General features: G+C 72.3%; 21 protein-coding genes. 7 read left to right on the top strand and 14 right to left on the bottom strand.

From position 1 onward, the window contains the following. Positions 1–54 precede the first annotated feature (54 nt). The 5 genes from AB0H12_RS01480 to AB0H12_RS01460 all read right to left on the bottom strand — a co-directional run bounded on the left by AB0H12_RS01480 (position 55) and on the right by AB0H12_RS01460 (position 7,420). Positions 55–429: a hypothetical protein gene (locus AB0H12_RS01480; RefSeq protein ID WP_499619985.1), complete on the bottom strand. Its 375-nt coding sequence runs from the start codon at positions 427–429 to the stop codon at positions 55–57. A gap of 152 nt (positions 430–581) precedes the next feature. Further along, the gene (gene metH / locus AB0H12_RS01475) at positions 582–4,169 is read right to left on the bottom strand and encodes a methionine synthase (RefSeq protein WP_499619984.1); all 3,588 of its coding nucleotides are present in this window, start codon (positions 4,167–4,169) and stop codon (positions 582–584) included. Between the two features lie 163 nt (positions 4,170–4,332). Then, entirely contained in the window at positions 4,333–4,716 is a 384-nt protein-coding gene (locus AB0H12_RS01470) for a LutC/YkgG family protein (protein ID WP_499620778.1), read from the bottom strand. A 584-nt stretch (positions 4,717–5,300) separates the two neighbouring features. Then, positions 5,301–6,695 carry a LutB/LldF family L-lactate oxidation iron-sulfur protein gene (locus AB0H12_RS01465; RefSeq protein ID WP_499619983.1) on the bottom strand — a complete coding sequence of 465 codons (1,395 nt, stop codon included), beginning with the start codon at positions 6,693–6,695 and terminating at the stop codon, positions 5,301–5,303. Next, complete coding sequence (locus AB0H12_RS01460) at positions 6,692–7,420, bottom strand: (Fe-S)-binding protein (protein ID WP_499619982.1); 729 nt, start codon at positions 7,418–7,420, stop codon at positions 6,692–6,694. Before AB0H12_RS01460 ends, AB0H12_RS01465 begins: the two co-directional genes overlap by 4 nt. 71 nt (positions 7,421–7,491) lie before the next feature. On the opposite strand from AB0H12_RS01460, the gene AB0H12_RS01455 reads away from it, so the two are divergent. Then, positions 7,492–8,184: a FadR/GntR family transcriptional regulator gene (locus AB0H12_RS01455; RefSeq protein WP_499619980.1), complete on the top strand. Its 693-nt coding sequence runs from the start codon at positions 7,492–7,494 to the stop codon at positions 8,182–8,184. 73 nt (positions 8,185–8,257) lie between these two features. Here the strand turns inward: AB0H12_RS01455 and AB0H12_RS01450 are convergent, their stop codons facing one another. Both AB0H12_RS01450 and AB0H12_RS01445 read right to left on the bottom strand, forming a co-directional pair. After that, a complete protein-coding gene (locus AB0H12_RS01450) occupies positions 8,258–9,922 on the bottom strand; it encodes a peroxidase family protein (protein ID WP_499619979.1) in 1,665 nt (554 codons plus the stop codon). A 294-nt stretch (positions 9,923–10,216) separates the two neighbouring features. Then, positions 10,217–10,594, bottom strand: coding sequence for a hypothetical protein (locus tag AB0H12_RS01445; protein ID WP_499619978.1), 378 nt, complete (start codon positions 10,592–10,594; stop codon positions 10,217–10,219). Between the two features lie 206 nt (positions 10,595–10,800). Between AB0H12_RS01445 and AB0H12_RS01440 the strand changes: the two genes are divergently transcribed. The 3 genes from AB0H12_RS01440 to AB0H12_RS01430 are packed head-to-tail and all read left to right on the top strand — an operon-like array spanning position 10,801 to position 13,864. Continuing rightward, the gene (locus AB0H12_RS01440) at positions 10,801–12,231 is read left to right on the top strand and encodes an AfsR/SARP family transcriptional regulator (RefSeq protein WP_499619977.1); all 1,431 of its coding nucleotides are present in this window, start codon (positions 10,801–10,803) and stop codon (positions 12,229–12,231) included. A 35-nt stretch (positions 12,232–12,266) separates the two neighbouring features. Continuing rightward, entirely contained in the window at positions 12,267–12,953 is a 687-nt protein-coding gene (locus tag AB0H12_RS01435; protein WP_499619975.1) for a class I SAM-dependent methyltransferase, read from the top strand. A gap of 56 nt (positions 12,954–13,009) precedes the next feature. Next, positions 13,010–13,864: a transglutaminase-like domain-containing protein gene (locus AB0H12_RS01430; RefSeq protein ID WP_499619973.1), complete on the top strand. Its 855-nt coding sequence runs from the start codon at positions 13,010–13,012 to the stop codon at positions 13,862–13,864. Here AB0H12_RS01430 and AB0H12_RS01425 read toward each other — a convergent pair. Next, positions 13,834–14,655 (bottom strand): SDR family NAD(P)-dependent oxidoreductase, encoded by an 822-nt coding sequence (locus AB0H12_RS01425; RefSeq protein ID WP_499620776.1) that lies wholly within the window; start codon positions 14,653–14,655, stop codon positions 13,834–13,836. The two genes, AB0H12_RS01430 and AB0H12_RS01425, sit on opposite strands and share 31 nt — an antisense overlap. Before the next feature lie 171 nt (positions 14,656–14,826). Beyond that, positions 14,827–15,828, bottom strand: a complete 1,002-nt coding sequence (locus tag AB0H12_RS01420) for an AraC family transcriptional regulator (RefSeq protein ID WP_499619971.1) — start codon at positions 15,826–15,828, stop codon at positions 14,827–14,829. A 69-nt stretch (positions 15,829–15,897) separates the two neighbouring features. Here AB0H12_RS01420 and AB0H12_RS01415 point away from each other — a divergent pair, with 69 nt between their 5' ends. After that, positions 15,898–17,394 (top strand): flavin-containing monooxygenase, encoded by a 1,497-nt coding sequence (locus tag AB0H12_RS01415; RefSeq protein ID WP_499619970.1) that lies wholly within the window; start codon positions 15,898–15,900, stop codon positions 17,392–17,394. Positions 17,395–17,399: 5 nt separating this feature from the next. On the opposite strand, the gene AB0H12_RS01410 is transcribed toward AB0H12_RS01415, so the two are convergent. After that, positions 17,400–17,972 carry a hypothetical protein gene (locus AB0H12_RS01410; protein ID WP_499619968.1) on the bottom strand — a complete coding sequence of 191 codons (573 nt, stop codon included), beginning with the start codon at positions 17,970–17,972 and terminating at the stop codon, positions 17,400–17,402. 105 nt (positions 17,973–18,077) lie between these two features. Then, positions 18,078–18,614, bottom strand: a complete 537-nt coding sequence (locus AB0H12_RS01405) for a TetR/AcrR family transcriptional regulator (RefSeq protein ID WP_499619966.1) — start codon at positions 18,612–18,614, stop codon at positions 18,078–18,080. Between the two features lie 111 nt (positions 18,615–18,725). On the opposite strand from AB0H12_RS01405, the gene AB0H12_RS01400 reads away from it, so the two are divergent. Beyond that, positions 18,726–19,649, top strand: coding sequence for an SDR family NAD(P)-dependent oxidoreductase (locus AB0H12_RS01400; protein ID WP_499619965.1), 924 nt, complete (start codon positions 18,726–18,728; stop codon positions 19,647–19,649). On the opposite strand, the gene AB0H12_RS01395 is transcribed toward AB0H12_RS01400, so the two are convergent. Continuing rightward, positions 19,624–20,439: a TIGR02569 family protein gene (locus tag AB0H12_RS01395; protein WP_499619963.1), complete on the bottom strand. Its 816-nt coding sequence runs from the start codon at positions 20,437–20,439 to the stop codon at positions 19,624–19,626. The genes AB0H12_RS01400 and AB0H12_RS01395 overlap by 26 nt on opposite strands. A gap of 67 nt (positions 20,440–20,506) precedes the next feature. Here AB0H12_RS01395 and AB0H12_RS01390 point away from each other — a divergent pair, with 67 nt between their 5' ends. Continuing rightward, positions 20,507–20,704 carry a hypothetical protein gene (locus AB0H12_RS01390; protein ID WP_499619961.1) on the top strand — a complete coding sequence of 66 codons (198 nt, stop codon included), beginning with the start codon at positions 20,507–20,509 and terminating at the stop codon, positions 20,702–20,704. Here the strand turns inward: AB0H12_RS01390 and AB0H12_RS01385 are convergent, their stop codons facing one another. Both AB0H12_RS01385 and AB0H12_RS01380 read right to left on the bottom strand, forming a co-directional pair. After that, positions 20,705–21,472 (bottom strand): SDR family NAD(P)-dependent oxidoreductase, encoded by a 768-nt coding sequence (locus AB0H12_RS01385; protein WP_499619960.1) that lies wholly within the window; start codon positions 21,470–21,472, stop codon positions 20,705–20,707. A gap of 35 nt (positions 21,473–21,507) precedes the next feature. After that, positions 21,508–23,172 carry a glycoside hydrolase family 99 protein gene (locus AB0H12_RS01380; protein ID WP_499619958.1) on the bottom strand — a complete coding sequence of 555 codons (1,665 nt, stop codon included), beginning with the start codon at positions 23,170–23,172 and terminating at the stop codon, positions 21,508–21,510. Positions 23,173–23,208 lie beyond the last annotated feature (36 nt).

Below are 23,208 nucleotides of genomic sequence, written 5' to 3'. Positions count from 1 at the left end.
GAAGAGGGTGGCACCATTCTTCACGTGCGGGACCGTCGATTTCCGGTTGGCGGATCAGACTTCTTCGTACCAGTTCACGCAGAGGTGGGCGACGTGACCGGTGCGGCCGTCCCACTGCACCTGGATCCACCAGCTGCTCGTGCCGCCGCACGCGGTGTAGCTGCTGCCCGAGGTGGCGTCGCACGACGCCACAGCGCGTTGCCCGGGCTGGATGATGCCGAGGCGGGTGGAGTCGTCGTTGGTGCGCAAGCGGACGCTCACGCCTGACTTGGGCGTGACGTAACACGCGGGCACGTCCGACCGGTCCACCGCGTGGCCGGCCGGTGCCGGCGCGGCCACCGACGCCGCGGAGGCGGACGACGGCGACAACGCCATCATGACGAAAACGATCAGCGCGCCGAGAGATGCGGCCAGAGAATTCTTATTCACAGCTCCCCCTTCGGGATCCTTTCACGGTCCCGAAGGTGACGATAGCCATTTCGGCAACGCTTGGCAGTCCCTCGTCGGTGTGACTGCGGAGGCACTCCGACGAGGGACTGTTGATCCATTATTCGCGCATTCGCGCCGGCTCCGTCGCGGTGTCAGGCGCCCGGCTCGTAGGCCAGGTTCGGCCGGAGCCAGCGCTCGACCTCCGCGACCGGCATGCCGCGCCGGCGCGCGTAGTCGACCACCTGGTCGCGGCCGATCCGGCCCACGGTGAAGTAGCGGGCCTCCGGGTGCGCGAAGATCACGCCGCTCACGGCCGCCGCCGGCGTCATGGCGAACGAGTCGGTCAACGCGAGGCCCACCTCCTCGGCCTCCAGCATCGCGAACAGGTCCTGCTTCTCGCTGTGGTCGGGGCTGGCCGGGTAGCCGAACGCGGGCCGGATGCCGCGGAACCGCTCGGCGTGCAGGTCCTCCAGCGCCGGGTCGGCCTCCGGCTCGAACCAGTCCCGCCGCGCCCGCAGGTGCACGTGCTCGGCGAACGCCTCGGCCAGCCGGTCCGCCAACGCCTTCACCATGATCGACTTGTAGTCGTCCTGCTCCCGCTCGTACCGCGCGGACAGCTCCTCGGCGCCGTGGATGGCCACCGCGAACCCGCCCAGGTGGTCGCCCGCCGGCGCGATGTAGTCGGCCAGGCTCCGGTTCGGCCTGCTCGCCGGCTTCTGCGTCTGCTGGCGCAGCATCGGCAGCCGCCGCCCGTCCACCACGATGTCGTCGCCCTCGGAGTGCGCGGGCCAGAAGCCGTACACGCCCTTCGCCCGCAACGAGCCGTCCGCGATGATCTGGTCGAGCATCGCGTTCGCGTCGTCGAACAGCTCCTGCGCGGCCGGGTTCGTCTTCAGGATCTTCGGGAACTTGCCCTTGAGCTCCCAGGCCAGGAAGAAGAACGTCCAGTCGATCATCTCGCGCAGCTCGGCCAGCGACGGCTCCACGACCCGCAGCCCGGTGAACGCGGGCGTCGGCAGCTCCTCGAACGACACCACCTCGGCGTTCGCCCGCGCCTGCTCCACCGTCAGCAACGGCGTGCTCTGCCGGTTCTCGTGCTCCTCGCGCAACCGCTGCTGCTCGACCCGCGTCGCCGCGGCCAGCTCCTCGGCGCGCTCCTCGTCGAGCAGCGCCGACACCACGCCGGCCACCCGTGACGCGTCCAGCACGTGCACGGTGGTCTGGTCGTACGCGGGCGCGATCCGGACCGCCGTGTGCTGGCGGGACGTCGTCGCGCCGCCGATCAGCAGCGGCAGCTTCATCCCGCGCCGCTGCATCTCCGCCGCCACCGACACCATCTCGTCCAGCGACGGCGTGATCAGCCCGGACAGGCCGATCGCGTCCGCGCCCTCGGCGATCGCGGTGTCCAGGATCTTCGCCGCGGGCACCATCACGCCCAGGTCGACCACGTCGTAGTTGTTGCAGCCCAGCACCACGCCCACGATGTTCTTGCCGATGTCGTGCACGTCGCCCTTCACCGTGGCCAGCACGACCTTGCCGTTGCCGCGGGTGGAGCCGGAGGCTTCCTTCTCCGCGTCCATGTACGGCTCCAGGTGCGCGACCGCGCGCTTCATCACCCGCGCGCTCTTCACCACCTGCGGCAGGAACATCTTGCCCGCGCCGAACAGGTCGCCGACGACCTTCATGCCGTCCATCAGCGGACCCTCGATCACGTCGAGCGGGCGCTTGGCCTCCAGCCGCGCCTCTTCGGTGTCCTCGACGATGAAGTCGACGATGCCGTGCACCAGCGCGTGCTCCAGCCGCTTGGCCACCGGGCCCTCGCGCCACGCCAGGTCGACCACGCGCTTGGTGCCCGAGCTCGCCACCGTCTCGGCGAACGACACCAGCCGGTCCGTGGCGTCCGGGCGGCGGTCGAACAGCACGTCCTCGACCAGCTCCAGCAGGTCGGCCGGGATGTCCTCGTAGACCGCGAGCTGTCCGGCGTTGACGATGCCCATGTCCAGGCCCGCGCGCACGGCGTGGTACAGGAACGAGGAGTGCATCGCCTCGCGCACCGTGTCGTTGCCGCGGAACGAGAACGACAGGTTCGAGATGCCGCCGCTGATCCGCACGCCAGGACAGCGCTGCTTGATCAGCGGGATCGCGTCCAGGAACGCCTTGGCGTACCCGTTGTGCTCGGCGATGCCGGTCGCGACCGCGAGCACGTTCGGGTCGAAGATGATGTCCTCGGCCGGGAAGTCGGCCTTCTGCGTCAACAGGTCGTACGCGCGGGCGCAGATCTCGACCTTGCGCTCGGCGGTGTCGGCCTGGCCGAGCTCGTCGAACGCCATCACCACGACGCCCGCGCCGAAGTCGCGGATGCGGCGGGCCTGGGTCAGGAACGACTCCTCGCCCTCCTTGAGGCTGATCGAGTTGACCACGCCCTTGCCCTGCACGCACTTCAGCCCGGCCTCCAGCACGCTCCACCGCGAGCTGTCGATCATGATCGGGACGCGGGCGATCTCCGGCTCGGTGGCGACCAGGTTGAGGAACGTGGTCATCGCCCGCTCGCTGTCGAGCAGGTCGGCGTCCATGTTCACGTCGAGCAGGTTCGCGCCGCCGCGCACCTGCTCCAGCGCGACGTCCACCGCCGCCTGGTAGTTGTCGCTCTCGACCAGCCGGCGGAACTTCGCCGACCCGGTCACGTTGGTGCGCTCGCCGATCATCACGAACCCGGTGTCCGCGCTGATCTCGAACGGCTCCAGACCGCTGAACCTGGTCCGGTCCGGCACCCGCGCCACCGATCGCGGCGGCATGTCCTTGACCGCCGCCGCGACCCGCGCGATGTGCTCGGGCGTCGTGCCGCAGCAGCCGCCGACGATGTTGACCACGCCCTCCTCGGCGAAGCCGTGCAGCAGCGCCGCGGTTTCCTCCGGGGTCTGGTCGTAGCCGCCGAACGCGTTGGGCAGCCCGGCGTTGGGGTGGCTCGCGGTGTACGTGCCGGCGATCCTGGACATCTCGGTGACGTGGGGTCGCATCTCGGCCGCGCCCAGTGAGCAGTTCACGCCCACGACCAGCGGTTCGGCGTGCGCGACGGAGTTCCAGAACGCCTCGACGGTCTGCCCGGACAGCGTCCGCCCGCTCAGGTCCACGATGGTGACCGAGATCCACAGCGGCAGGTGGGGCGCGACCTCGCGGGCCGCGGCGACGGCGGCCTTGGCGTTGAGCGTGTCGAAGATCGTCTCGATGAGCAGCAGGTCGACGCCGCCCTCGGCGAGCGCGCCGATCTGCTCCGCGTAGGCGTTCTTGACCTGGTCGAACGTCACCGTCCGGTACGCCGGGTCCTCGACCCGCGGCGACAGGGACAGGGTGACGTTGAGCGGGCCGACGGAGCCCGCCACGAACCGGCCGCCCGCCTCGTCGGCGGCCTGGCGGGCGAGCTGCGCGCCGCGCACGTTCATCTCGCGCACGAGCTTCTCCAGGCCGTAGTCGGCCTGCGCGATGCTGGTCGCGGTGAACGTGTTGGTGGTGGTGATGTCCGCGCCCGCGGCCAGGTACTGCCGGTGGACGTCGAGGATGACGTCCGGGCGGGTCAGGTTGAGCAGGTCCGGGTCGCCGGTGACGTCGTGCGTGTGGTTGCCGAGCAGGTCGCCGCGGTAGTCGGCCGGGGTGAGCCCGGCGGCTTGGAGCATCGTGCCCCAAGCGCCGTCCAGCACCGCGACGCGCTGGTCCAGCAGCTCTCGCAGGGCGTTTTCCGACACGCGGCCTCCCAGGTTGGGAGGCGCCCTTCGGATCGTCGAGCCCCGGCCGAGCGTGGCGGGCTCGTCGCCCGTTGCAGCGCCTCTCGATCGGGAGTCCGATCCTAGCGAACCACGCGATCGTGGGCGGATCCGCCCAAAGGGTGAGAACACGATCACCGGTGTTTCAGCGCGTGATCACGACCTCCAGCGTGCGTGGCCCGTGCACGCCTTCGACGCGTTCCAGCTCGATGTCGCTGGTCGCGGACGGCCCGCTGATCCACGTCTGCGTGCGCACCCCGGCCAACGCCGCCACCGCGTCCGGCACGCCGGCCACGACTTGGTCGGCTCGCACGACCACCAGGTGGTAGTCCGGCACGAGGGTGAGGGCCCGGGGGCCTTGGTCGGCGGCGTCGTGGTCGAGCACGATCGTGCCGGTTTCCGCGATCGCCACGTGACAGGCCGTGACGACGGCGTCGGCCGCTTCGACGATTTCGCGAATCGCTTCGCGAGCGTCCCCGCCAAGGGGAACCCTTGATTCGATTCTACCGACGGGGTCCGACAATTCCACGTGCTCCGCCCGCCGCCCGCCCGGTTCCGCCCGCCGCGCGCCCGGTTCCGCCCCTGGTCCGCCCGGTCCCGTCGCAGGTCCGGCCTCCGGTTCGACCCCTGGTCCAGCTGGTTGGATGCCCGGCCCGGCCTGCGGTTGTGCTCCGGTTCCAGCCGGTTCGGCGCCCGGCCCGGCCGTCGGTTGCACGCCTGGCCCAGCCTCCGGTTCCACGTCGGACCCCGCCGCTGGTTCTGCGGCCGATGCGGCAGCCCGCTGCGTCCCGGACCCTGCCGCCGGTCCGCCTCCGGCCGCCGCGCCCGGTGCCGCCGACGACCCGACCCAGGCCGCCGTCCACTCGGGCGGCGTGCCGGGCGCGGTCACGACGTGGCGCGCGCCCCGTTCAGCCAGGGCAGCGGCGACGGCTCCGGCCACCTCGTCGGCGGCCACGACGCGGACCAGGGCGCGGTAGTCGCGCAGGCGTTCGGCGAACAGCTCGAGGTCACCCGGCCCCCGCGTGCCGGCCACCCGGTAGTCGCGGGGCACCGGCGCCACCTCACGCGGACCCTTCGCCCGCCGCACCCTCGCCAAGACCTCGTCCCGAGCGCTCACCGGGCCTCCCACCAGTCGCGGAACGTCTCCTTCGGCGGCTCCGGCAGGTCACGGGCCGTCGACCACCCCGGCAGCGGCACGTGCCGGCTCGCCACCCGCCCGAACCGGCCCAACCGCACCAGCCGCCGCCACCGCCGCGCGTCCGACATCGCCCACGCCAACGCGCGCATGGCCGTCGACTCCGGCGTGGTCGGCTTCGACGAGGTGACCCGTTCCCGCAGGTGCACGAGCATCGACGGGATGTCGATCGCCACCGGGCACACGTCGTAGCAGACACCGCACAGCGACGAGGCGAACGGCAGCGTCGGATTGCGGTCGACGCCGGTCAGCTGCGGCGACAGCACCGCGCCGATCGGGCCGGGGTACGTCGAGCCGTACGCGTGCCCGCCGGTGCGCTCGTACACCGGGCACGAGTTCAGGCACGCCGAACACCGGATGCAGCGCAGCGCCGCGCGCCCGTCCGGGTCGGCGAGCGCGGCCGTGCGGCCGTTGTCCACCAGCACCACGTGGCTGGTCTGCCCCTCGGTCGGCCCCGTCCACACCGACGTGTACGGGTTCATCCGCTCACCGGTCGACGAACGCGGCAGCAGTTGCAGGAACACCTCGAGGTCACGCCACGAGGGCACCAGCTTCTCGATGCCGACCACGCTGATCAGCGTGCGCGGCAACGTCAGGCACATCCGGCCGTTGCCCTCGGACTCGACCACCACCAGCGACCCGGTCTCGGCCACGCCGAAGTTCGCGCCCGAGACGGCCACGTCCACCGTCATGAACTTGTGCCGCAGGTGCTTGCGCGCCGCCTCGGCCAACGCACGCGGGTCGTCGGTCAGGTCCGGGTCCACGCCCGGCATCTCGCGCCGGAAGATCTCCCGGATCTCCGTGCGGTTGCGGTGGATCGCGGGCACCAGGATGTGGCTCGACTTGTCGTTGCCCAGCTGCACGATCAGCTCGGCCAGGTCGGTCTCCACCGCGTGCACGCCGATGTCGGCCAGGGCCTCGTTCAACCCGATCTCGACCGTGGCCATCGACTTGACCTTGATCACCTCGCGCGTGCCGGTCGCCCGCACCAGGTCGGAGACGATGCGGTTGGCCTCGTCGGCGTCACGCGCCCAGTGCACGTGCGTGCCCCGGCTGGTCAACGCCTCCTCGAACCGCACGAGGTGCTCGTCCAGGTTCGCCAGCACCTCGTCCTTGATCGCCGCGCCCGCCGCGCGCAGCTGCGCCCAGTCCGGCAGCTCGCCGACGACGTTCGCGCGCTTCGCCCGGATCGTGGAGGTGGCCTTGGCGAGGTTGCGGCGCAGCTGGGCGTTGCCCAGGGCCGCGCGCGCGGCCTTCGGGAACGGCTCGCCGGTCAGGTTCCCGCCGCCGGCGGGCATGCCCAGGAACGTCATCGCGTGTGCTCCAGGACCTGGGCCAGGTGCAGCGGTCGGACGCCGCTGCGCAGCCTGCTCAGGCCGCCGCCGATGTGCATCAGGCACGACGAGTCGCCCGCCGTGAGCACGCCCGCCTTCGTGCTCAGCACCGCGCTCATCTTGTCGCCGAGCATGGCGGTGGAGGTGTCGGAGTTCTTCACCGCGAACGTGCCGCCGAAGCCGCAGCACGTCTCGGCGGACGGCAGCTCCACCAGGTCGATGCCCTCGACCGCGCGGAGCAGCCGCAACGGCCGGTCCCCCACCTTCAGCACGCGCAACGAGTGGCACGTGGGGTGGTAGGTGACCCGGTGCGGGAAGTACGCGCCCACGTCGGTGACCTGGAGGACGTCCACCAGGAACTCCGACAGCTCGTACGTGCGCTCGGCGGTTGCCGCGGCGGCGTCGGCCAGCTTCGCGTCACCGTGCGCGCGGGCGACGTCGGCGTGCTGGTGGCGCACGGATCCCGCGCACGACCCGGAGGGCGCGACGATCACGTCGGCGTTCTCGAACGCGTCGACGTGGTTGCGGATCACCGGCATCGCCTGGCCGGGGTAGCCGGTGTTGACGTGCATCTGGCCGCAGCAGGTCTGGGCCGACGGGACGACCACCTGGTGGCCGAGCCGTTCCAGCAGTCGGACGGTGGCCTTGCCGACGTCCGGGAACAGGCCGTCGACCAGGCACGTGACGAACAGCGCGACTCTCACCGCCGTGACTCTAGACTGTGTGGTCTGACCACACCAGGACTGTGGTCAGACCACACGGCGGAGGTGTTCCCTTGTCCGGGTACGGCGCGGTGCTGCGGCACGTGGAGTCGGAGCTGAGCGCGGGCCGGCTCGGGGTGGGGCAGCAGCTGCCCGCCGAGCGCAAGCTGGCCGAGGACCTCGGCGTCAGCCGGGCCACGGTGCGCGAGGCGATCCGGGTGCTCCAGGCGATGGGCGTGGTGCGCAGCGGCGTCGGGTCGGGTCCGGACGCGGGCACCACCGTCATCGCCGACCCGGCGGGCGGGCTCGGCGCGGCCCTGCGCCTGCACCTGGCCACGCGCCGGCTGCCGCTGGCCGACCTCGTCGGCACGAGGGTGATGATCGAGAGCCACTCCGTGCGCGCGGCGGCGGTCCGTCCCGACCACCCCGACCTCGCGCGGGCCGCCGAGCTGTTGGCCCGCATGGACGCCCCCGACCTGGACGCCGACACGTTCCACCTGCTCGACGCGGACTTCCACGTCGCCCTCACCGCCGCCGCGGGCAACGCGGTGAACACCGCGATCATGGCGGCGCTGCGCGACGCGATCCACGGGACCGTGCTGGACGCCGTGCAAGCGCTGCCGGACTGGTCGCGGACCGCTGTGCGGCTGCGCCGCGAGCACCGGTCGATACTGCGCGCCGTCCAGGCGGGCAACGGCGAGCTGGCCGCCACCAGGGTCACCCGCCACGTCGAAGGGTTCCACCGCGAGTGGGCCCGGCACGCCTGAACCGTCGAGGACGCGACCGGTCCGGTCCCCGGTCCCCGGGAGGACCGGGGACCGGACCGGTCGCCGGCGGGCGTCAGTCGCCGAGCGGGTTGAGCAGGTCCGCCTTGCCCTCGAACGCGAACAGCAGCAGGTCCGTCATCCGGAACGTCTGCGAGTCCGGCCCGAACGTCGGCCGCCACGACGGTTCGCGGACGATCGACGTGCGGCTGCCCTCGATGGCGCGGTGGAACACCTCGGCCACGATCCGGCCACCCACCGGCCCGAGCCTGCCGTGGTTGAACTCCGCCTCGCGCAGCACGTAGAACCACAACGGGGTCGCGGCGGTCACCGCGGCCTTCTGCGCGTCGGCCAACGAGTCCAACGTGACGCCACCGTCGCCGAGCAGGATCTGCTCGCCGGTCAACGGCTCCACGCCGAGGAACTCCGCCATCTGCTGCCCGCTCGCCAGCCGGACCATGTTCGCCCGCGTCAGGTTGCGGAACGCCAGGTTGCGCTCGATCTCCGGGAACGTGGAGCCGCGCCCGTCGAACGTGCCCGCCGGGAGCTGCGTCAGCGGGTTCACCAGCAGGCTGTCGACCCGCTTGGTGACGTTCCCGCCGTCGGCGGTCGGCGGCGCGAGGTCCGGCCGGTCGGCCTCGGCGAAGTCGAACAGCCTGCGGAAGTCGGCGATCCAGTTGGTGGGCAGCGTGTCGACCGTGCCCGAGTTGGGGTTGTCCAGGTCCGGCAGCCGCGACCCCGGGTCGAAGTTGCCGGACGTGCCGGTGAAGACGAACAGCAGGAACAGGGTGGCCGCGCCGCCCGGCCCGTCCGTGGTGAACACCCGGTTCCACTGGTACGCGCCCCGGATCATGCTGTGGCCCACCCGGTACGCCGCCACCGAGAACTCCAGCGGCATGGTCGGCCCCAGCCCGTGCGGCGACGTGCCCCGGCCCGGCGCCTCGAAGAACCGCCGACCGTTGGCGAACACGTCGTCCACGATCGCCGGGTCTGCGATCCGCGGCAGGAAGTCGGTGCGCAGCACCCACTGGTAGTGGCGCACCACCTGCTCGCGTGCCGCGGCGAACAGCCGCTGCCCGGTCAGCCCGCGCAGCGCCAGCTCGTCCACGACCCGGTTGTGGAACCTGATGAACGCCAGGTGGGTCTGGGCGACGGCCAGGTTCTCGTCGTTGCGGGCGTCCGGGATCAGCGGCCTGCGCCGGTCCGCCCCCGTCGTGCCCGCCGCGCCGAACCTCGGCAGGTCGAACCCCTCCAACGCGACGTTGACCCGCTCGTCCGGGAACGGCGTCGGCGAGGTGGTGCCCACCTTCAGCTTCACGCCGTCCGCGGCGTAGAAGATCCGGTCGTTGCGGTCGCGGGGACCGCGTCCGTACACCGAGTCGAGGTCCAGCGCGGGCGAGCGGCCTTGCACCAGCTCGTCGAGCGTGACGTCCTCGCCGAGCTGCGACTCGGTGCGGTCCATGGTCAGGTCGTGGTCGACGAACTGACCGAGGTAGGTGAATCCCGCCGGGATCGACGGGTCCGCCGAGTCGGGCTGCGGCACGTCCGCGGTCATGGCGGTGGCCAGGGCGACCCTGGTCTCCTCGTCCAGCGGCGTCCCCTCCGGCCCCAACCGGGAGAACCGGAACCGGCGCAGCTCCTCCACCGTGAGCGGGCGACGGGTCGTGGCCTCGCCGTCGCGGTCGAACTCCAGCACTCCCTCGCCCACGACGAAGAAGCTGTTCGTGCCGTGCTGCTTCATAGACCCCCCCAGGTCTTGGTTCCCCGGGAATCCCGGGTGGGACGAACGCACCCCCTGTGTGCCGCCCTCGACGACACATGTACCAGGATTTGTCGATCAGATACACGGCCCAATCCGCTGGTCCGGTTGCGCTAGTCCAAGTGAGCGGGCAACCGGCAGGTCCGACGCTTCCTGAGAGAGCCTGTGAATCCGGCGCCACAACGTTCTCGTCGTCACCGTCACACCACGAGTCGGGGCCGCCGTCCGACGCGGTGGCGCGACAGCCCCGCGCGGGACTGTCGCGCCGTCACCGCGTCAGTAGTACATCCACGCCGGGACCAGTCCGTTGTCGGCGACCTCGAACATGATCGCCCCCGCTCCGGAGGCGGGCGGCATGTTGGCGACGGCCGCCGCGTCGCCGGGGTTCGCGTAGTTGCCCATCCAGTGCCACTGCGGCGCCAACGCCCGCTGCGACGCGATGCGCTGCTTGATCGCCATCCCCTCCGCCGCGGTGAGCACGCGGTCGGGAGCGATGTGGTTCGGGTCGGCCTTGTCCGGCACCGCCTCGACCACCTGCCGATCACCGGTGCCCGCCGGCGCGGGGTCGGCGATCACGGTCGACGCGGTGAACGTGCCGGCGACCGCGAAGGCGGCCACCGCGCACAACACGGACAACGTCCGCAACCTGTTCATGGGGGACTCCATTTCCGACGAAGTGAATGCGCGCTGCCTTCCTCCCTTGAGGTCATTGCCTCCTCATCGGTCGGCGCAGCGGATTCCACCGTGGTGTCGCACCCTGTGCGCGGACCTTGCGGCGATCTTGCGGAGCAGTCAGCATCGGGTTTCCGCCTGCTTCTCCACGCACAGTCGACCGGTTCGGGGGGCACGTGGAATTCCGCATGTTCGGCCAGGTGGAGGTGTGGTCGGCAGGCCGGTCGCTCGACGTGGGCACGCCGCGGCAGCAGGCCGTGCTGGCCGCACTCGTCCTCGACGCGCGAAGACCGGTGGCGATCGGGACGCTGATCGACCGCGTGTGGGATCACGCGCCGCCCGCCGATCCGCGGGCCGTGCTGTACTCGCACCTGAGCCGGATCCGCCGACTGCTGGAGCAGGCCGCCGCGCTCGCCGGCGTGACGGCGGTGCGGGTCGAGCGCAGGCACGCCGGTTACGTGCTGGACATCGACCCGGAGTCGGTGGACCTGCACCGCTTCCGGCGCTTGGTCGACCAGGGCGAGGATCCGCGCCGCGACGACGAGGACCGGGCCGCCGCGCTCGCGGAGGCGTTGGGGCTGTGGCGGGGCTCGCCCCTGGCCGGTCTGCCGGGTGAGTGGGCCGCGCAGGTCCGGGACAGCTGGGACCGGCGGCGGTTGGACGCGGTGGTGCAGTGGGCCCGGCTCGAGCTGCGGCTCGGCCGTCCGGGCTCGGTGCTCACCGCGTTGCCCGACCTCGCCGCCGAGCACCCGCTGGTAGAGCCCCTCGAAGCCCTGCTCATGCGTGCGCTGCACGCGACCGGGCGCGGCGCGGAAGCCCTCGACCGCTACACCGCCGTCCGGCAGCGGTTGGCCGACGAGCTGGGCGCCGACCCCGGTCCGGAGCTGCGGGCCGCGCACCAGGCCGTCCTCCGCGGCGAACCGCTGGACTCCGCGGTGTCGTCCACGCGCAGGGCGGACGACGACCCGCCGGCGTCGGAGGACAGCGCCGCCGGCCCAAGCGGGACGCCGCACGTGCCCGAGGCGCCGAGGTGGTCGCGCCGGCGGACCGTGCTCGTCGCGTTGATCGCCGTCGGCCTGCCCGCGTCGATCGGGTCGGTGCTCGCCTTCCAGCGGGACGAGGGGGAGGTCCCGTCCTCGGACCCGCCGTCTGTCGAACGCGCGCAAGAGCTCTTCGCCACCGCTCGAAAGCTCGACCAGGAGGGAAGGGGAGAAGACGCCCGGGCCGCGGTGGCCGACGCCGTGCGCCTCTACGGCGAGCTGGTCGAACTCGACCCGGAGCGCAACGCGCCGCCCCTCGCCCCGGCGATCATCGAGGCGCTGCGCACCGCCGGCGTGGACTTCAGCGTCACGCAGGACCTGCTGCTGACCTGGCTCGCCAATCCGGCTTTCACCCCCTTCCCGGCCATTTCCCAAGCGCTCCTGCTCCAGGGCTGGCGGTTCACGGATCCGGTGTTCCTCGACGTCATCGTCTGGAATTACGAGCAGGCGCCCGGATTGACCTCCCCGCGAGACGTCGCCGACGTCGAGCCCGAAGTGTTGAAAAGGGCGGTCGTGGACGGCTCGAATTCCCGTCACGGGACGTCGGGCACGGATTTCGAGCGGCTCCTCGAATCCTGAGCGCGGTCGGGGCGCCGGTGTCTACGGTGTGCGTCGTGACGTTCTCCGACTTCCACCGCGCGCCCAACGTCGCCGACCACCCCGACCTCTACGAGCGGGAGAACGAGGCGATCGACCCCGGCGGGCTGGTGTGGCGCGCGCTGCGCGAGCAGGCCGACTGGGCCGGGCGCACGTTGCTGGACCTCGGCTGCGGCACGGGGTTCTGGCTGCCCCGCTACGCGGTCGACGCGGGCGAGGTGATCGGCGTCGAGCCGGACCCGGACCTGCTGGTCAGGGCGCGGGAGCGGGGGGACGCGCGGCACGGTTCGGCGGAGCACGTCCCGCTGCCCGACGCGAGCGTGGACGTGGTGCACGCCCGGTTCGCCTACTTCTTCCCGCCGGACTGCGAGCCCGGTCTCGCCGAGGTGCGGCGCGTGCTGCGGCCCGGCGGCACGCTGGTCGTGATCGACAACGACTGGCGGCGCGGTGAGTTCTCCGAGCTGCTCGCCGCCTCACCGTGGGCGTCCGCGCAGGGGACCGCCGACACGACCGACGCGTGGTGGCGGGAGCGGGGCGCCGACCGCACCGAGGTGATGGCGTGCTGGCGGTGCCGTGACGCGGCGGAGCTGGAAGCCGTGCTGCGCATCGAGTTCCCCGGCGACGTCGTGGACGGCTGGGTCCGCGCGAACCCCGGTCGGCGGGAGTTGAGCTACGGCTACGTCCTGTTCACCGTGACCGCTTGACCGTGTCCCAGGGGCAGGCGTTAGACAGGGCGGCACACAGGCCGAGGGGAGCCCACATGATCGACTACACCACGCACAGCCGGTTCACCGACCCCGGTCCGGCGGCCGGGTGGCTGGACGGCGTCGGACCAGACCTGGCGGAGTTGCGGCGGGCCGCGGCCGGGCTGGTGTTCCACTACTGGGGCAACGGGGACATCACCGACCACGGGTTCCCGGCGGGGCGGCTGGCGGAGGTCGACCTGCGGTACGCGGCGGACATGTTCGCCCGGCTGCACTCGCTCAACCCCGCGCCGCTGGGGGAGGAGCGTGCGCCGACCGAGCGGATCGTGGGCTGCTGCCGCGACTTCACGCTGCTGTTCGTGTCGATGGCGCGGCACCACGGCGTGCCGGCGCGGTCACGGGTCGGGTTCGCCGGGTACGTCGCCGCCGACTGGTACCTGGACCACGTGGTGGCCGAGGTGTGGGACGGGCGGCGGTGGCGGCTGGTCGACCCGCAGTTCCTGGACGGCGAGGTCGACCTGATGGACGTGCCGAGGGACCGGTTCCTCGTCGGCGCGGACGCGTGGCAGGCGTGCCGTTCGGGTGCGATCGAGCCCGAGAGGTTCGTGGTCTCGCCCGAGCTGACGATCCCCGGCACGCGCGGCCTCACGCAGGTGCGGCACGACCTCGTGCAGGACCTGGCGTCGTTGAACAAGCACGAGATGATCCTGTGGGACCTGTGGGGCCGGTTGAGCGACGACCCGGAACTGTCCGAAGAGGACGTCGCGGCGGCCGACGGGCTGGCGGCGGCGATGCAGGACCCCCGCGCCGACCTGCGGGCGCTCTTCGACACCGACGACTACCGCGTGTCGCCGGTGATCACGTCGCACGACCAGGTGACTCAGTTGCCGGTGGAGGTCGTGTTGCGCTGAGTCGCGTTGCGGGCCGTGGCCGGGCTGAGGCGGTTCATCACGGCCAGGTACGAGGTGGGGAAGAGGCGGGCCAGGATGTCGGGTGCGATGGCGGTCCACGCGATCAGCACCCGACCCTGGCGCTTCGCCACGCCGGCCAGGATGCGCTCGGCCGCCTTGTCCGCGGGGTAGGTGAGCAGCTTCGCGAAGCTCGCCTTGCCCTGCGCCGCCTCGGCTTCGCCGACCCCGGACGCCACCCGCGCGGTCTCCGCGATCCTGGTGCGGATGCCGCCCGGGTGGACGCAGGTCACGCCGACGCCCCGGTCGGCCAGCTCGTGGCGCAACGACTCGCTGAACCCGCGCAGGGCGAACTTGCTGGCCGAGTAGGCCGTCTGGCCGGGCGGCCCGATGAGGCCGAACAGGCTCGACACGTTGACCACGTGGCTGCCCGGCGAGTCCAGCAACGTCGGCAGCAGCAGCCGGGTCAACGCCACCGGCGCGCGGAAGTTGATGTCCATGACCCAGTCGAACTCGTCCGCGCTGACCTGGTCGAACGTCCCGCCGAGCGCCACGCCCGCGTTGTTGACCAGCAGGGTGATCCGCGGTGCGGCGGCCAGCACGCGTGCCGCGAGGTCGGCCAGCCCGGCGATGTCGGACAGGTCGGCCACGAGCGCCTCGACCCGCGTGCCCCGGATCCTCCCGGCCACCGCGGCGAGCCGCTCGGCGTCCCGGTCGATCAGCACGAGGTCGCTGCCGCGCCGCGCCAACCCGTACGCCACCTGCTCGCCGATCCCACTGGCCGCGCCGGTCACCACCGCCGTGCCGCCTGCGAACCGGTAACGCGCGAGCTGGGACATGAGGTCTCCCGGAGGACGTGTGGGTGGACACCACCAGTCTGGCCCGGCCCGCCCGGCGCGGCTTGACCTCACGCGACAGGAACTTGACCCGGCACGACAGCACGCCCGCGTCGGACGCCTGCTGCATCACGCCCCGCGGCGGACCGCGCTCGGCGTGATGCCCCACCACCGGCGGCAGCAGCGGCTCAGCGCCGACTGCTCGGACAGCCCCAGCATCCCCGCCACCTGGCTCATCGGGATGTCCGTCGTGGTGAGGTAGCGCTTGGCCGCCTCCCGCCGCACCTCGTCCAGCACGGCGGCGAACGTGGTGCCCTCGGCGGCCAACCGCCGCTGCACCGTGCGCGGGTGCAGGTCCACCAGCCGGGCCACCGCGCCGATCTCCGGCGGGAACGTGCCCAACGACCGGGTCAGCACGCCGCGCACCCGTGCCGTCGTGGTCGCACCGTCGCCCGCGGTCTGCTCGGCCAGGAACGCCAGCGCCAACCGCCACACCCGCTCGTCACCGCCCGCCAACCGCCGGTCCAGCAGGGCGCGCGGCATCCGCAGCAACGGCGCCTCCTGTCCGGTGTGGACGGTCGCGCCGAAGAACTCCTCGTACACCGCGAGCGGCGCGACGGGCGTGTACGGCAGCTCCACGCTGCGCAACCCGTACGAGCCGCCCACCAGGTAGGTGATCGACCGGTGCAGGAACCCGAGACCCAGGTCGATCGCCTGCACCGAGATCGGCAGGCCCGGCGGCACGCCGTAGTGCAGCGCGCCGAGGTCCGGCGCGCCGTAGGGGTCGTCCACCAGCGACAGGCTCAACGACCGGGCGTGCACGAACAGGTAGCGCGACGTGCACTCCAGCGCGTCGGCCACGGTCGGCGAGTTCTGGATGGCCAGCGCCAGCGGCCCGAGCATGCCGAAGTCCTGCCGCGCGGCCACCCGCAGGCCGAGGTCCGGGCAGCCCAGTCGCTCGGCGGCGACCTCCAGCACGGCCGCCATCACCCGGTCCGACACCAGCAGGTCGTCCACGTCGAGCGCGGCCACCGGCAGGCCCGCCGCGCGGGCGTAGTCCTCGGCCCGGCCGCCCAGCTCGGCCACCGTCGCCCGGAACCCCCGCAACCCCGCCGACCGGACCACCGACATGTCGTACAGGGTCAAATACTTGTCGTTCTTAGTCAAGAACCGCGCCGGCCCCTCCAGCACACTGGGCGCATGACCACTCCCGAGCACCTCGACGTCGTGATCGTGGGCGCCGGACTGTCCGGTGTCGGCGCGGCCTACCGGCTGCGCACCGAGTGCCCCGGCAAGTCCGTTGCGATCCTCGAAGCCCGCGACGCGATGGGCGGGACGTGGGACCTCTTCCGGTACCCGGGCATCCGGTCCGACTCGGACATGTTCACCCTCGGCTACCCGTTCCGCCCCTGGCGCGAGGCGAAGTCGATCGCGGACGGCCCGTCGATCCTCCGCTACATCCGGGCCACGGCCGCGCGGTTCGGCATCGACCGGCTGGTGCGCTACCGGACCAGGGTGCTCGCCGCCGACTTCTCCACCGAGACCGCCCGCTGGACGGTGACGATCAGCCGTCGCGACGAGCACGGCGCCGTCGCGGAGAGCGTGATCACCTGCGACTTCCTCTACTCCTGCGCCGGCTACTACGACTACGACCAGGGCCACGACCCGGTGTTCCCCGGCGTCGAGTCGTTCCGCGGCGACGTGGTGCGACCCCAGTTCTGGCCCGACGACCTGGACTACGCGGGCAAGCGGGTGGTCGTGATCGGCAGCGGCGCGACCGCGGTGACGTTGGTGCCGGCGATGGCCGAGTCCGCGGCGCACGTCACCATGCTCCAACGCTCGCCGACGTGGGTCGGCGTGGTGCCCGGCCGCGACAAGCTCGCCGACAAGGTCCGCGAGCTGCTGCCCGCCCACGTCGCGCACCGGCTGATCCGGACCAAGAACATCCTGTTCGGCGTGGCCTTCTACCAGTTCTGCCGCCGCTGGCCGAAGGCCGCGCGCAAGGTGCTCACCGGGCTGTCGACCAAGGCGCTGCAGGACGAGGCCGTGGTCCGCGAGCACTTCACGCCCACCTACGACCCCTGGGACCAGCGGCTCTGCGCGATCCCGGACGCCGACCTGTTCGAGGCCCTCAAGCGCGGTCGCGCGTCGGTCGTCACCGACCACGTCGACACGTTCACGCCGGACGGCGTGCGGCTGCGGTCCGGGCGTGAGCTGGCGGCCGACGTCGTGGTCACGGCGACCGGGCTGCGGCTGCTCGCCTTCGGCGGGATCGCGCCGAGCGTGGACGGGCGGCGGGTGGAGCTGTCCGAGCAGTTCGTCTGGCGCGGCGCGATGATCACCGGGCTGCCGAACTTCGCCGTGTGCATCGGCTACACGAACGCGTCGTGGACGTTGCGCGCCGACCTGACTTCACGCCTGGTGTGCCGGGTGGTCAACCACATGGACCGGCACGGCTACGCCTCCGTCGTGCCCACCCCGGACCGCCCGCTGGTCCGCCGCCCGCTGCTGGACCTGGCCTCCGGCTACATCCAGCGGGCGGTCGACGCGTTCCCGCGCCAAGGCGACCGCGGTCCGTGGCGGGTGCGGCAGAACTACCCGCTCGACGCCGTGTCCACGTTGCGCGGCGACCTGGGCCGGCACCTCGTCGGCACGCGGCGTGCGGCCGTCGACGGCGCGCTGTCGGTGCGCCGGTAGCGCGGCTAGGCGGAGTGGACCTGCAACGCGTAGTCGAACGAGTTGGTGGCGTCGTGACCCGAACCGGGGGCGGCCATGCACCGGCCGTTGTCCGCCGGGATGGTCCCGTAGGCGGGCAGGAAGATGTCGGCGCACTTGAAGCACGAGCTCCAGCCCCGGTGGTGCCAGTGCTCGGGGTTGCCCAGGTCGTGCTCGACGACGTAGGCGAACGACGCCCGGACGGTCCGGCTGTTCACCCGGTGGCCGTGGGGGTCGCCGGGGCAGTGGCCGGAGAAGCCGCCCGCCCACCACAGGCACTGGCACGCCGCGCAGGAGCGCCACCCCACCTGCTCCGTCAGACCGTCCTGCTCCAGCAGCACCTTGTACACCACCCCGTCGAACGGGTCGCGCTCGTGGACCCCGCCTCCGACGCACAGCGACACCGCCGCCACGTTGGGGAAGAACAAGCTCCGGCACTTCCGGCACCTCGACCACCCACCCTGGGCGGCGTGCGCCGTGGCCGGGGCGACGAGTTGACCGGCGGCGGTCGCCACCACCGCGCCGCCCGCCGCACCCAGGAACACCCGACGGTTCACCATCACCCGCTCCACTCCGCTCGGCCCATACCTGCTCGGGGACTCGCCGGGCCGGGCGGACGCGTTACAGGTCGTAGCCCGTTAGGAGGACGTCACGAGCGGGCGGCGTCAGGGTCGGTAGCGCAGGCCGTCCATCACGAGGTCGAGCATCCCGTCCGCCGGGCCGACGTCGGGCACCGTGAGCGCGATGCCGGCGATCGTGGCGATCACGTCCAACGGCTCGACGTCCGGACGGTCGACGGCCTTCAGCAACGTGCCCATCGCCTCGGTCAGCCGGTCCTTGCTCTCCGCGTACGGGTCGCCGCCGGACGCGATGACCGCGCGCAACGCGTCACCCAGGCCCTGCTTGGTGGCCATGTACTCGACGAACCGGTCCATCCACGCCCTGGTCGCCTCGTGCGGCGGCAGTGTGCGCAGCAAGTCGGGCACGGCGTCGCACAGCTTGGCCAGCTCGTTGCGGTAGACCGCCTCCACCAGCGCCTCACGGGTGGGGAAGTGGCGGTAGAGCGTGCCGATGCCGACGCCCGCGCGCTTGGCGATCGCGTCCAGCGTGGCGTCCGCGCCCTCGACGGTGAACGCCTCCAGCGCCGTCTCGATCAAGCGGTGGCGGTTGCGCTGGGCGTCCGCGCGCAGTGGGCGGGACACGGTGCCTCCATGCGGGTGTGACGCGGCTCTCACTGCTAAGCGGAGGAGTCTCCGGTTACTGTCGAACGTAACGGAGGAACCTCCGCTTCAGTGTACGGCAGGGGAGCAGACATGACCGAGCACATCACCACGCCGTTCGGCGCGGAGTCCACCGCGGCGCAGGTCGTCGCGGGCATCGACCTGACCGGCAAGCGCGCGGTGGTCACCGGCGCCGCGTCCGGCATCGGCGTGGAGACCGCCCGGGCGTTGGCGTCGGCGGGCGCCGAGGTCACGCTGGCGGTCCGCGACACCGAGGCCGGGCGGCGGGTGGCCGACGAGATCGGCGGCGACGTCCGGGTCGCGCGGCTCGACCTGGCCGACCAGGCGTCCGTGGCGGCGTTCGTCGCCGGCTGGGACGGCCCGCTGCACATCCTGGTCGACAACGCGGGCGTGATGGCCACGCCCGAGACCCGCACGCCGGAGGGCTGGGAACTCCAGTTCGCCACCAACCACCTCGGCCACTTCGCGCTGACCAGGGGCCTGCACCCGTTCCTGGCCCAGGAGGGCGCACGGGTCGTGTCCGTCAGCTCCAGCGCGCACCTCATGTCGCCGGTCGTCTTCGACGACATCCACTACACCGACCGCCCCTACGACCCGTGGACGGCCTACGGGCAGTCGAAGACCGCGAACATCCTGTTCGCCGTGGAGGCGAACAAGCGCTGGGCGGCCGACGGGATCACGGTGAACGCCGTGATGCCCGGCGGGATCATGACCAACCTCCAACGGCACGCCGACCGCGCGCAGATGGACGCGATGATCAGCCAGGCCGTGGCCGACGGCTTCACGCTGAAGACCCCTGAGCAGGGCGCGGCCACGTCGGTGCTGCTGGCGACGTCACCGCTGCTGGAGGGCGTCGGCGGTCGGTACTTCGAGGACTGCGGCGAAGCCCTGCCGAACACGGGCGACACCATGATCAGCGGTGTCGCGGCCTACGCGCTCGACCCGGAGGCGGCCGCGAAGTTGTGGCAGGTCACCGAGGAGACCCTGGCCCGCTGACCCGGGCCACCACCAGGTCGATCACGGGCCGGTAGGCGCGGACCTGGTCCGCCGGCCAGTCCCCGGCGGCCCGGTCCTGGGTGACGATCCGGTAGATCAACGCCCGGAGCAGCACCTGGTCCCACTCCGGCAGGTGCGACCACCGGTCGAGGAGTTCCGGGGGCGCGCCGTGCCAGCACAGGCAGTCCGCCACCGCGACCGCCGCCGCCCACGACGCGGGTCGCCAGTACGGCGGCCAGTCGATCACCGCGGGCGGCAGGTGGGCGGCGAACAGCACGTTGCCCGCGAGGTCGCCGTGCACGACCTGGGCCGGCAGGTCCACCGGAGCCCGCGCCGCGAGCAGCGGCGCCAGCAGGTCGAGCGCCGCCGGACCGACGTCCGCCGGCGACTCCTCCCAGGCGACCCGGTCGCCGACCGACCACGGGTCGCCGCGGAGGTCGAGGTACGCGGGTCGGGGCACGTCGCGCACGGCTTCGTGGAACGCGATCCCGGCCCGCAGCACGTCGTCGGGTCGGCCGACGTCCGGCTCGCCCGCCACGAACCGGCACGCCTTCCACCCGTCGACCACCCAGTCACCGGACGCGGACCGCACGGGAGGGGCGACCCGGAACGCGGTCGACGGCGGCAGCGCGGCGAGCACGTCGGAGCGCCACCGCGTCTCGGGCTCGAAGTCCACCGGCTTGAGCACCACCCCGCCGGCGCGCCACGTCCCGCCCCGGCCGCCGGGCAGCACGACTGGCTCGTCCGTGACGACGAACGCGGACAGCGCGGTCCGCGGAGGTCTTGGCACGCGGCGATCGTAGGCAACCCCGCCCGGCGGTGACGGGCCATTTCGGCACGCCCTGGGAGAGGGCCGCATGGCCGGGCCACCACCGCGCGCCGGACCCGCGTGGGCGATCGGCGTGCCGATGGACCCGGCCACTGCCCGGTGCTCTCGCGGTGGCTGCTCGGCGGTCGTGCCGGAGTGGGGCCTGCCGTCGCACGACGCGGACCTGGTCGAGGCGAGCTTCACCCGATCGCGCTGCTCGTGGCGACGCCGTCCGCCGGGGAGGTGATCACGTCAGCGTGACGCCGGTGATCTCCGCGCAGGCGCCGAGCAGGCGTTCCTGGATCTCCACGTCGTAGGCGGCGGGGTTGGCTCGCAGGTCCTCGCGCCACTTGAAGTAGCGGCCGGTGACGGTGGCGGCGGGCTCGTCGCTCGCCGCCAGCCACACCTGGGTGTCGGCGCCGGTCGGCAGGTCGTCGGTGGCGTCGGGACCGCCCAGCTTGGTCTTGATCCAGCCAGGGTCGACCGCGTTGCTGAGCACGTCCGGCCACCGCCGCGCCACGGCGAACGCCAGCACCACGTCCAGCAGCTTGGAGTCCGAGTACGCCTGCATGCCGTTCCACGGGCCCCGCTCGTGCTGGAGGTCGTCGAGGTCCGCCACGCCCTGCGACTCCAGCCCCGACGTCAGGTAGACCAACCGCCGCGGCCGGGGCATCAGCGCCGTGAGCAGGTACGGCGCCAGCACGTTCACCTGGAACAACAGCTCCAGGCCGTCCTCGGTGACCCTCCGCTCGGGCAGGCCGCCGCCGAGCCCCGCGTTGTGGATCACCACGTCGAAGGGCTCGGCGTCCGCCGCCGCGGCCATCTCCCTGGTCCGGGCCAGCGACGCGAAGTCGCCGACCAGCACGCCGGCCGCACCCGGCACGGCGGCCAGCGCCTGCCCGGCCCGCGCCCCGTCGCGCGCGTGCAGCACCACCCGGTGCCCGAGCGACACCAGCGTCGCCGCCGTCTCCCGGCCGATACCGTCCGCCGAACCCGTGACCAGAACGCTCGTCATGCGCGGCAGCGTACCGTGGGAGCGCTCCCAGGCGCTCAGGCGAAGACCTGCCACCGGGCCAGCTGCCCGGCCGGCCAGCCCGTGTTGCCGCTGAACCTCAGCCGGACGTGCCGCGCGCTTACCCCGGTGGGCAGCGTGACGGTGACCGCGTTGCCGGTGGCCGGGTCGAACACGTGGCCGGCCGCGCCGACCACCGTGGTGAACGTCGAGCCGTCCACCCCCGCCTCCACCGCGATGGTCTGCGTGCGGCGTCCCCACGCCGGGTTCGGCGGCAGGCTGAGCACCATCCGGCGCGGCGCGGCCACCGTGCCGAGGTCGACCCCGATCCACTGCGGGAACGCGCCGTTCGCGCTCTCCCAGTAGCTGTGCGGATCGGCGTCCACCGCGAAGTGGCTGCCGTAGTGCTGGGTCTGGCTGCTCTGCGTGGTCGACCTGCCCGCCGCGAGGTCGCGATCGACGGGCGGTGTGTCGGTGAGCATCGGCCTGGTCGGGCGCACGGCGGTCAACGCGATCTGCCCCTTGAGCATCCGACCGCCGTCGGCGGTGAGCCGCAGGTAGTAGTCCGACGAGCACCGCGTGCCGTCCTCGTCCAGGGCGAGGAAGCCCGAGCCGACCGGGATGCCCGCCTGCGTCTCCGGCGTCTTGGCGATCTGGTTCGCCTCGTTGTACTCGTCGAACATCGAGATGTAGATGCCCTGCACGCCGAGGCGGCACATGTTGTAGAACTGCCGCCACATGAAGTCGCCGTGCGCCCGGTGCCGCCGGGACAGGTCGCCGGGCAGCACGCACGGCTGGTAGTCGATGCCCAGCCGGGCGCACTCGGCCAGGTCGGGCGAGTTCACGTTGGAGAAGAAGTGGTCGGCGTCGGCCACGGTCCCGATCCGGCCCACCATCCACGGCGAGATCATGTCGAAGCTGCGGTAGACGCCGCCGAACCCGGGCCGGGAGTCCTCGATCTCGCGCCGCCAGTGCGTCGGCACGCCGCCGATCAGGTACACGCCCTGGCCCTTGAACCAGTCGACGACGTCCTGGCACTGCGGCGGGGTGAACGGGCGGCCGGGGTCGTTGAAGCCGAAGCCCCAGACGCAGACCACCGGCTTGCCGTTCTGGCGCGCGTACATGGGCGACGAGGTGTGGGCGCGCATCTTGGCGAGCCAGTCGGCCTTGATCTCCGACTGCATGGTCGTCCAGTTCGTGACGTCGTACATGACGTAGAACTTCACACCGTGCGCCTCGGCGGCCCGCCGGACGTGCGCGGTGACGGCGTCGCGGATCGGGCCCTCGCCGCCGGTCGGGTTGAACCGCTGCAGGGCGGCGGTGTCGCAGCCGTGCTCGCGCATCCAGCGGAAGTGCACGTCCACGGTCTGGTAGTCGTGGTTGGAGAAGACGGTGGCCGGTTGGCCGTTGCCCAGCGTGCCGAACGCGGTGGGGTACTTGGTCGCGTAGTCGGTCATGTCCGGCCACGCCATGAGCGCGTGGTTCGACGGCGAGGGCGGTTGGCCCCAGTCGTCGCTCCAGTGCCACCAGCCGTCGATCGGCGAGTTGTCGCCCCGGGCGGCGAACCAGCCCTGGTAGCCGACGGTGATCTTGCCGACCACGTCGCCCGGCGGACTGGCCGCGCCCGCCGGGGTCGACGTGGTGGCCGCCATGGCGGAGGCGGCCAGGGCCGAACCGAGGAATGTCCTGCGTGACAGGGACACCGCACGCTCCTTCGTTGGAGGGACGGCATCAGCATG

This window comes from Actinosynnema sp. NPDC023794 (assembly GCF_040639675.1).
Taxonomy (GTDB): domain Bacteria; phylum Actinomycetota; class Actinomycetes; order Mycobacteriales; family Pseudonocardiaceae; genus Actinosynnema; species Actinosynnema luteola.
This window is presented reverse-complemented; position numbering and strand designations above follow the sequence as displayed.

Coding starts and splice junctions, on each gene's coding strand:
- AB0H12_RS01465 (WP_499619983.1), bottom strand. CDS start 6,695: ATGACGTTCCTGGGCATGCCCGCCGGCGGCGGGAACCTGACCGGCGAG.
- AB0H12_RS01450 (WP_499619979.1), bottom strand. CDS start 9,922: ATGAAGCAGCACGGCACGAACAGCTTCTTCGTCGTGGGCGAGGGAGTG.
- AB0H12_RS01445 (WP_499619978.1), bottom strand. CDS start 10,594: ATGAACAGGTTGCGGACGTTGTCCGTGTTGTGCGCGGTGGCCGCCTTC.
- AB0H12_RS01440 (WP_499619977.1), top strand. CDS start 10,801: ATGTTCGGCCAGGTGGAGGTGTGGTCGGCAGGCCGGTCGCTCGACGTG.
- AB0H12_RS01430 (WP_499619973.1), top strand. CDS start 13,010: ATGATCGACTACACCACGCACAGCCGGTTCACCGACCCCGGTCCGGCG.
- AB0H12_RS01420 (WP_499619971.1), bottom strand. CDS start 15,828: ATGTCGGTGGTCCGGTCGGCGGGGTTGCGGGGGTTCCGGGCGACGGTG.
- AB0H12_RS01415 (WP_499619970.1), top strand. CDS start 15,898: ATGACCACTCCCGAGCACCTCGACGTCGTGATCGTGGGCGCCGGACTG.
- AB0H12_RS01410 (WP_499619968.1), bottom strand. CDS start 17,972: ATGGTGAACCGTCGGGTGTTCCTGGGTGCGGCGGGCGGCGCGGTGGTG.
- AB0H12_RS01400 (WP_499619965.1), top strand. CDS start 18,726: ATGACCGAGCACATCACCACGCCGTTCGGCGCGGAGTCCACCGCGGCG.
- AB0H12_RS01390 (WP_499619961.1), top strand. CDS start 20,507: ATGGCCGGGCCACCACCGCGCGCCGGACCCGCGTGGGCGATCGGCGTG.
- AB0H12_RS01385 (WP_499619960.1), bottom strand. CDS start 21,472: ATGACGAGCGTTCTGGTCACGGGTTCGGCGGACGGTATCGGCCGGGAG.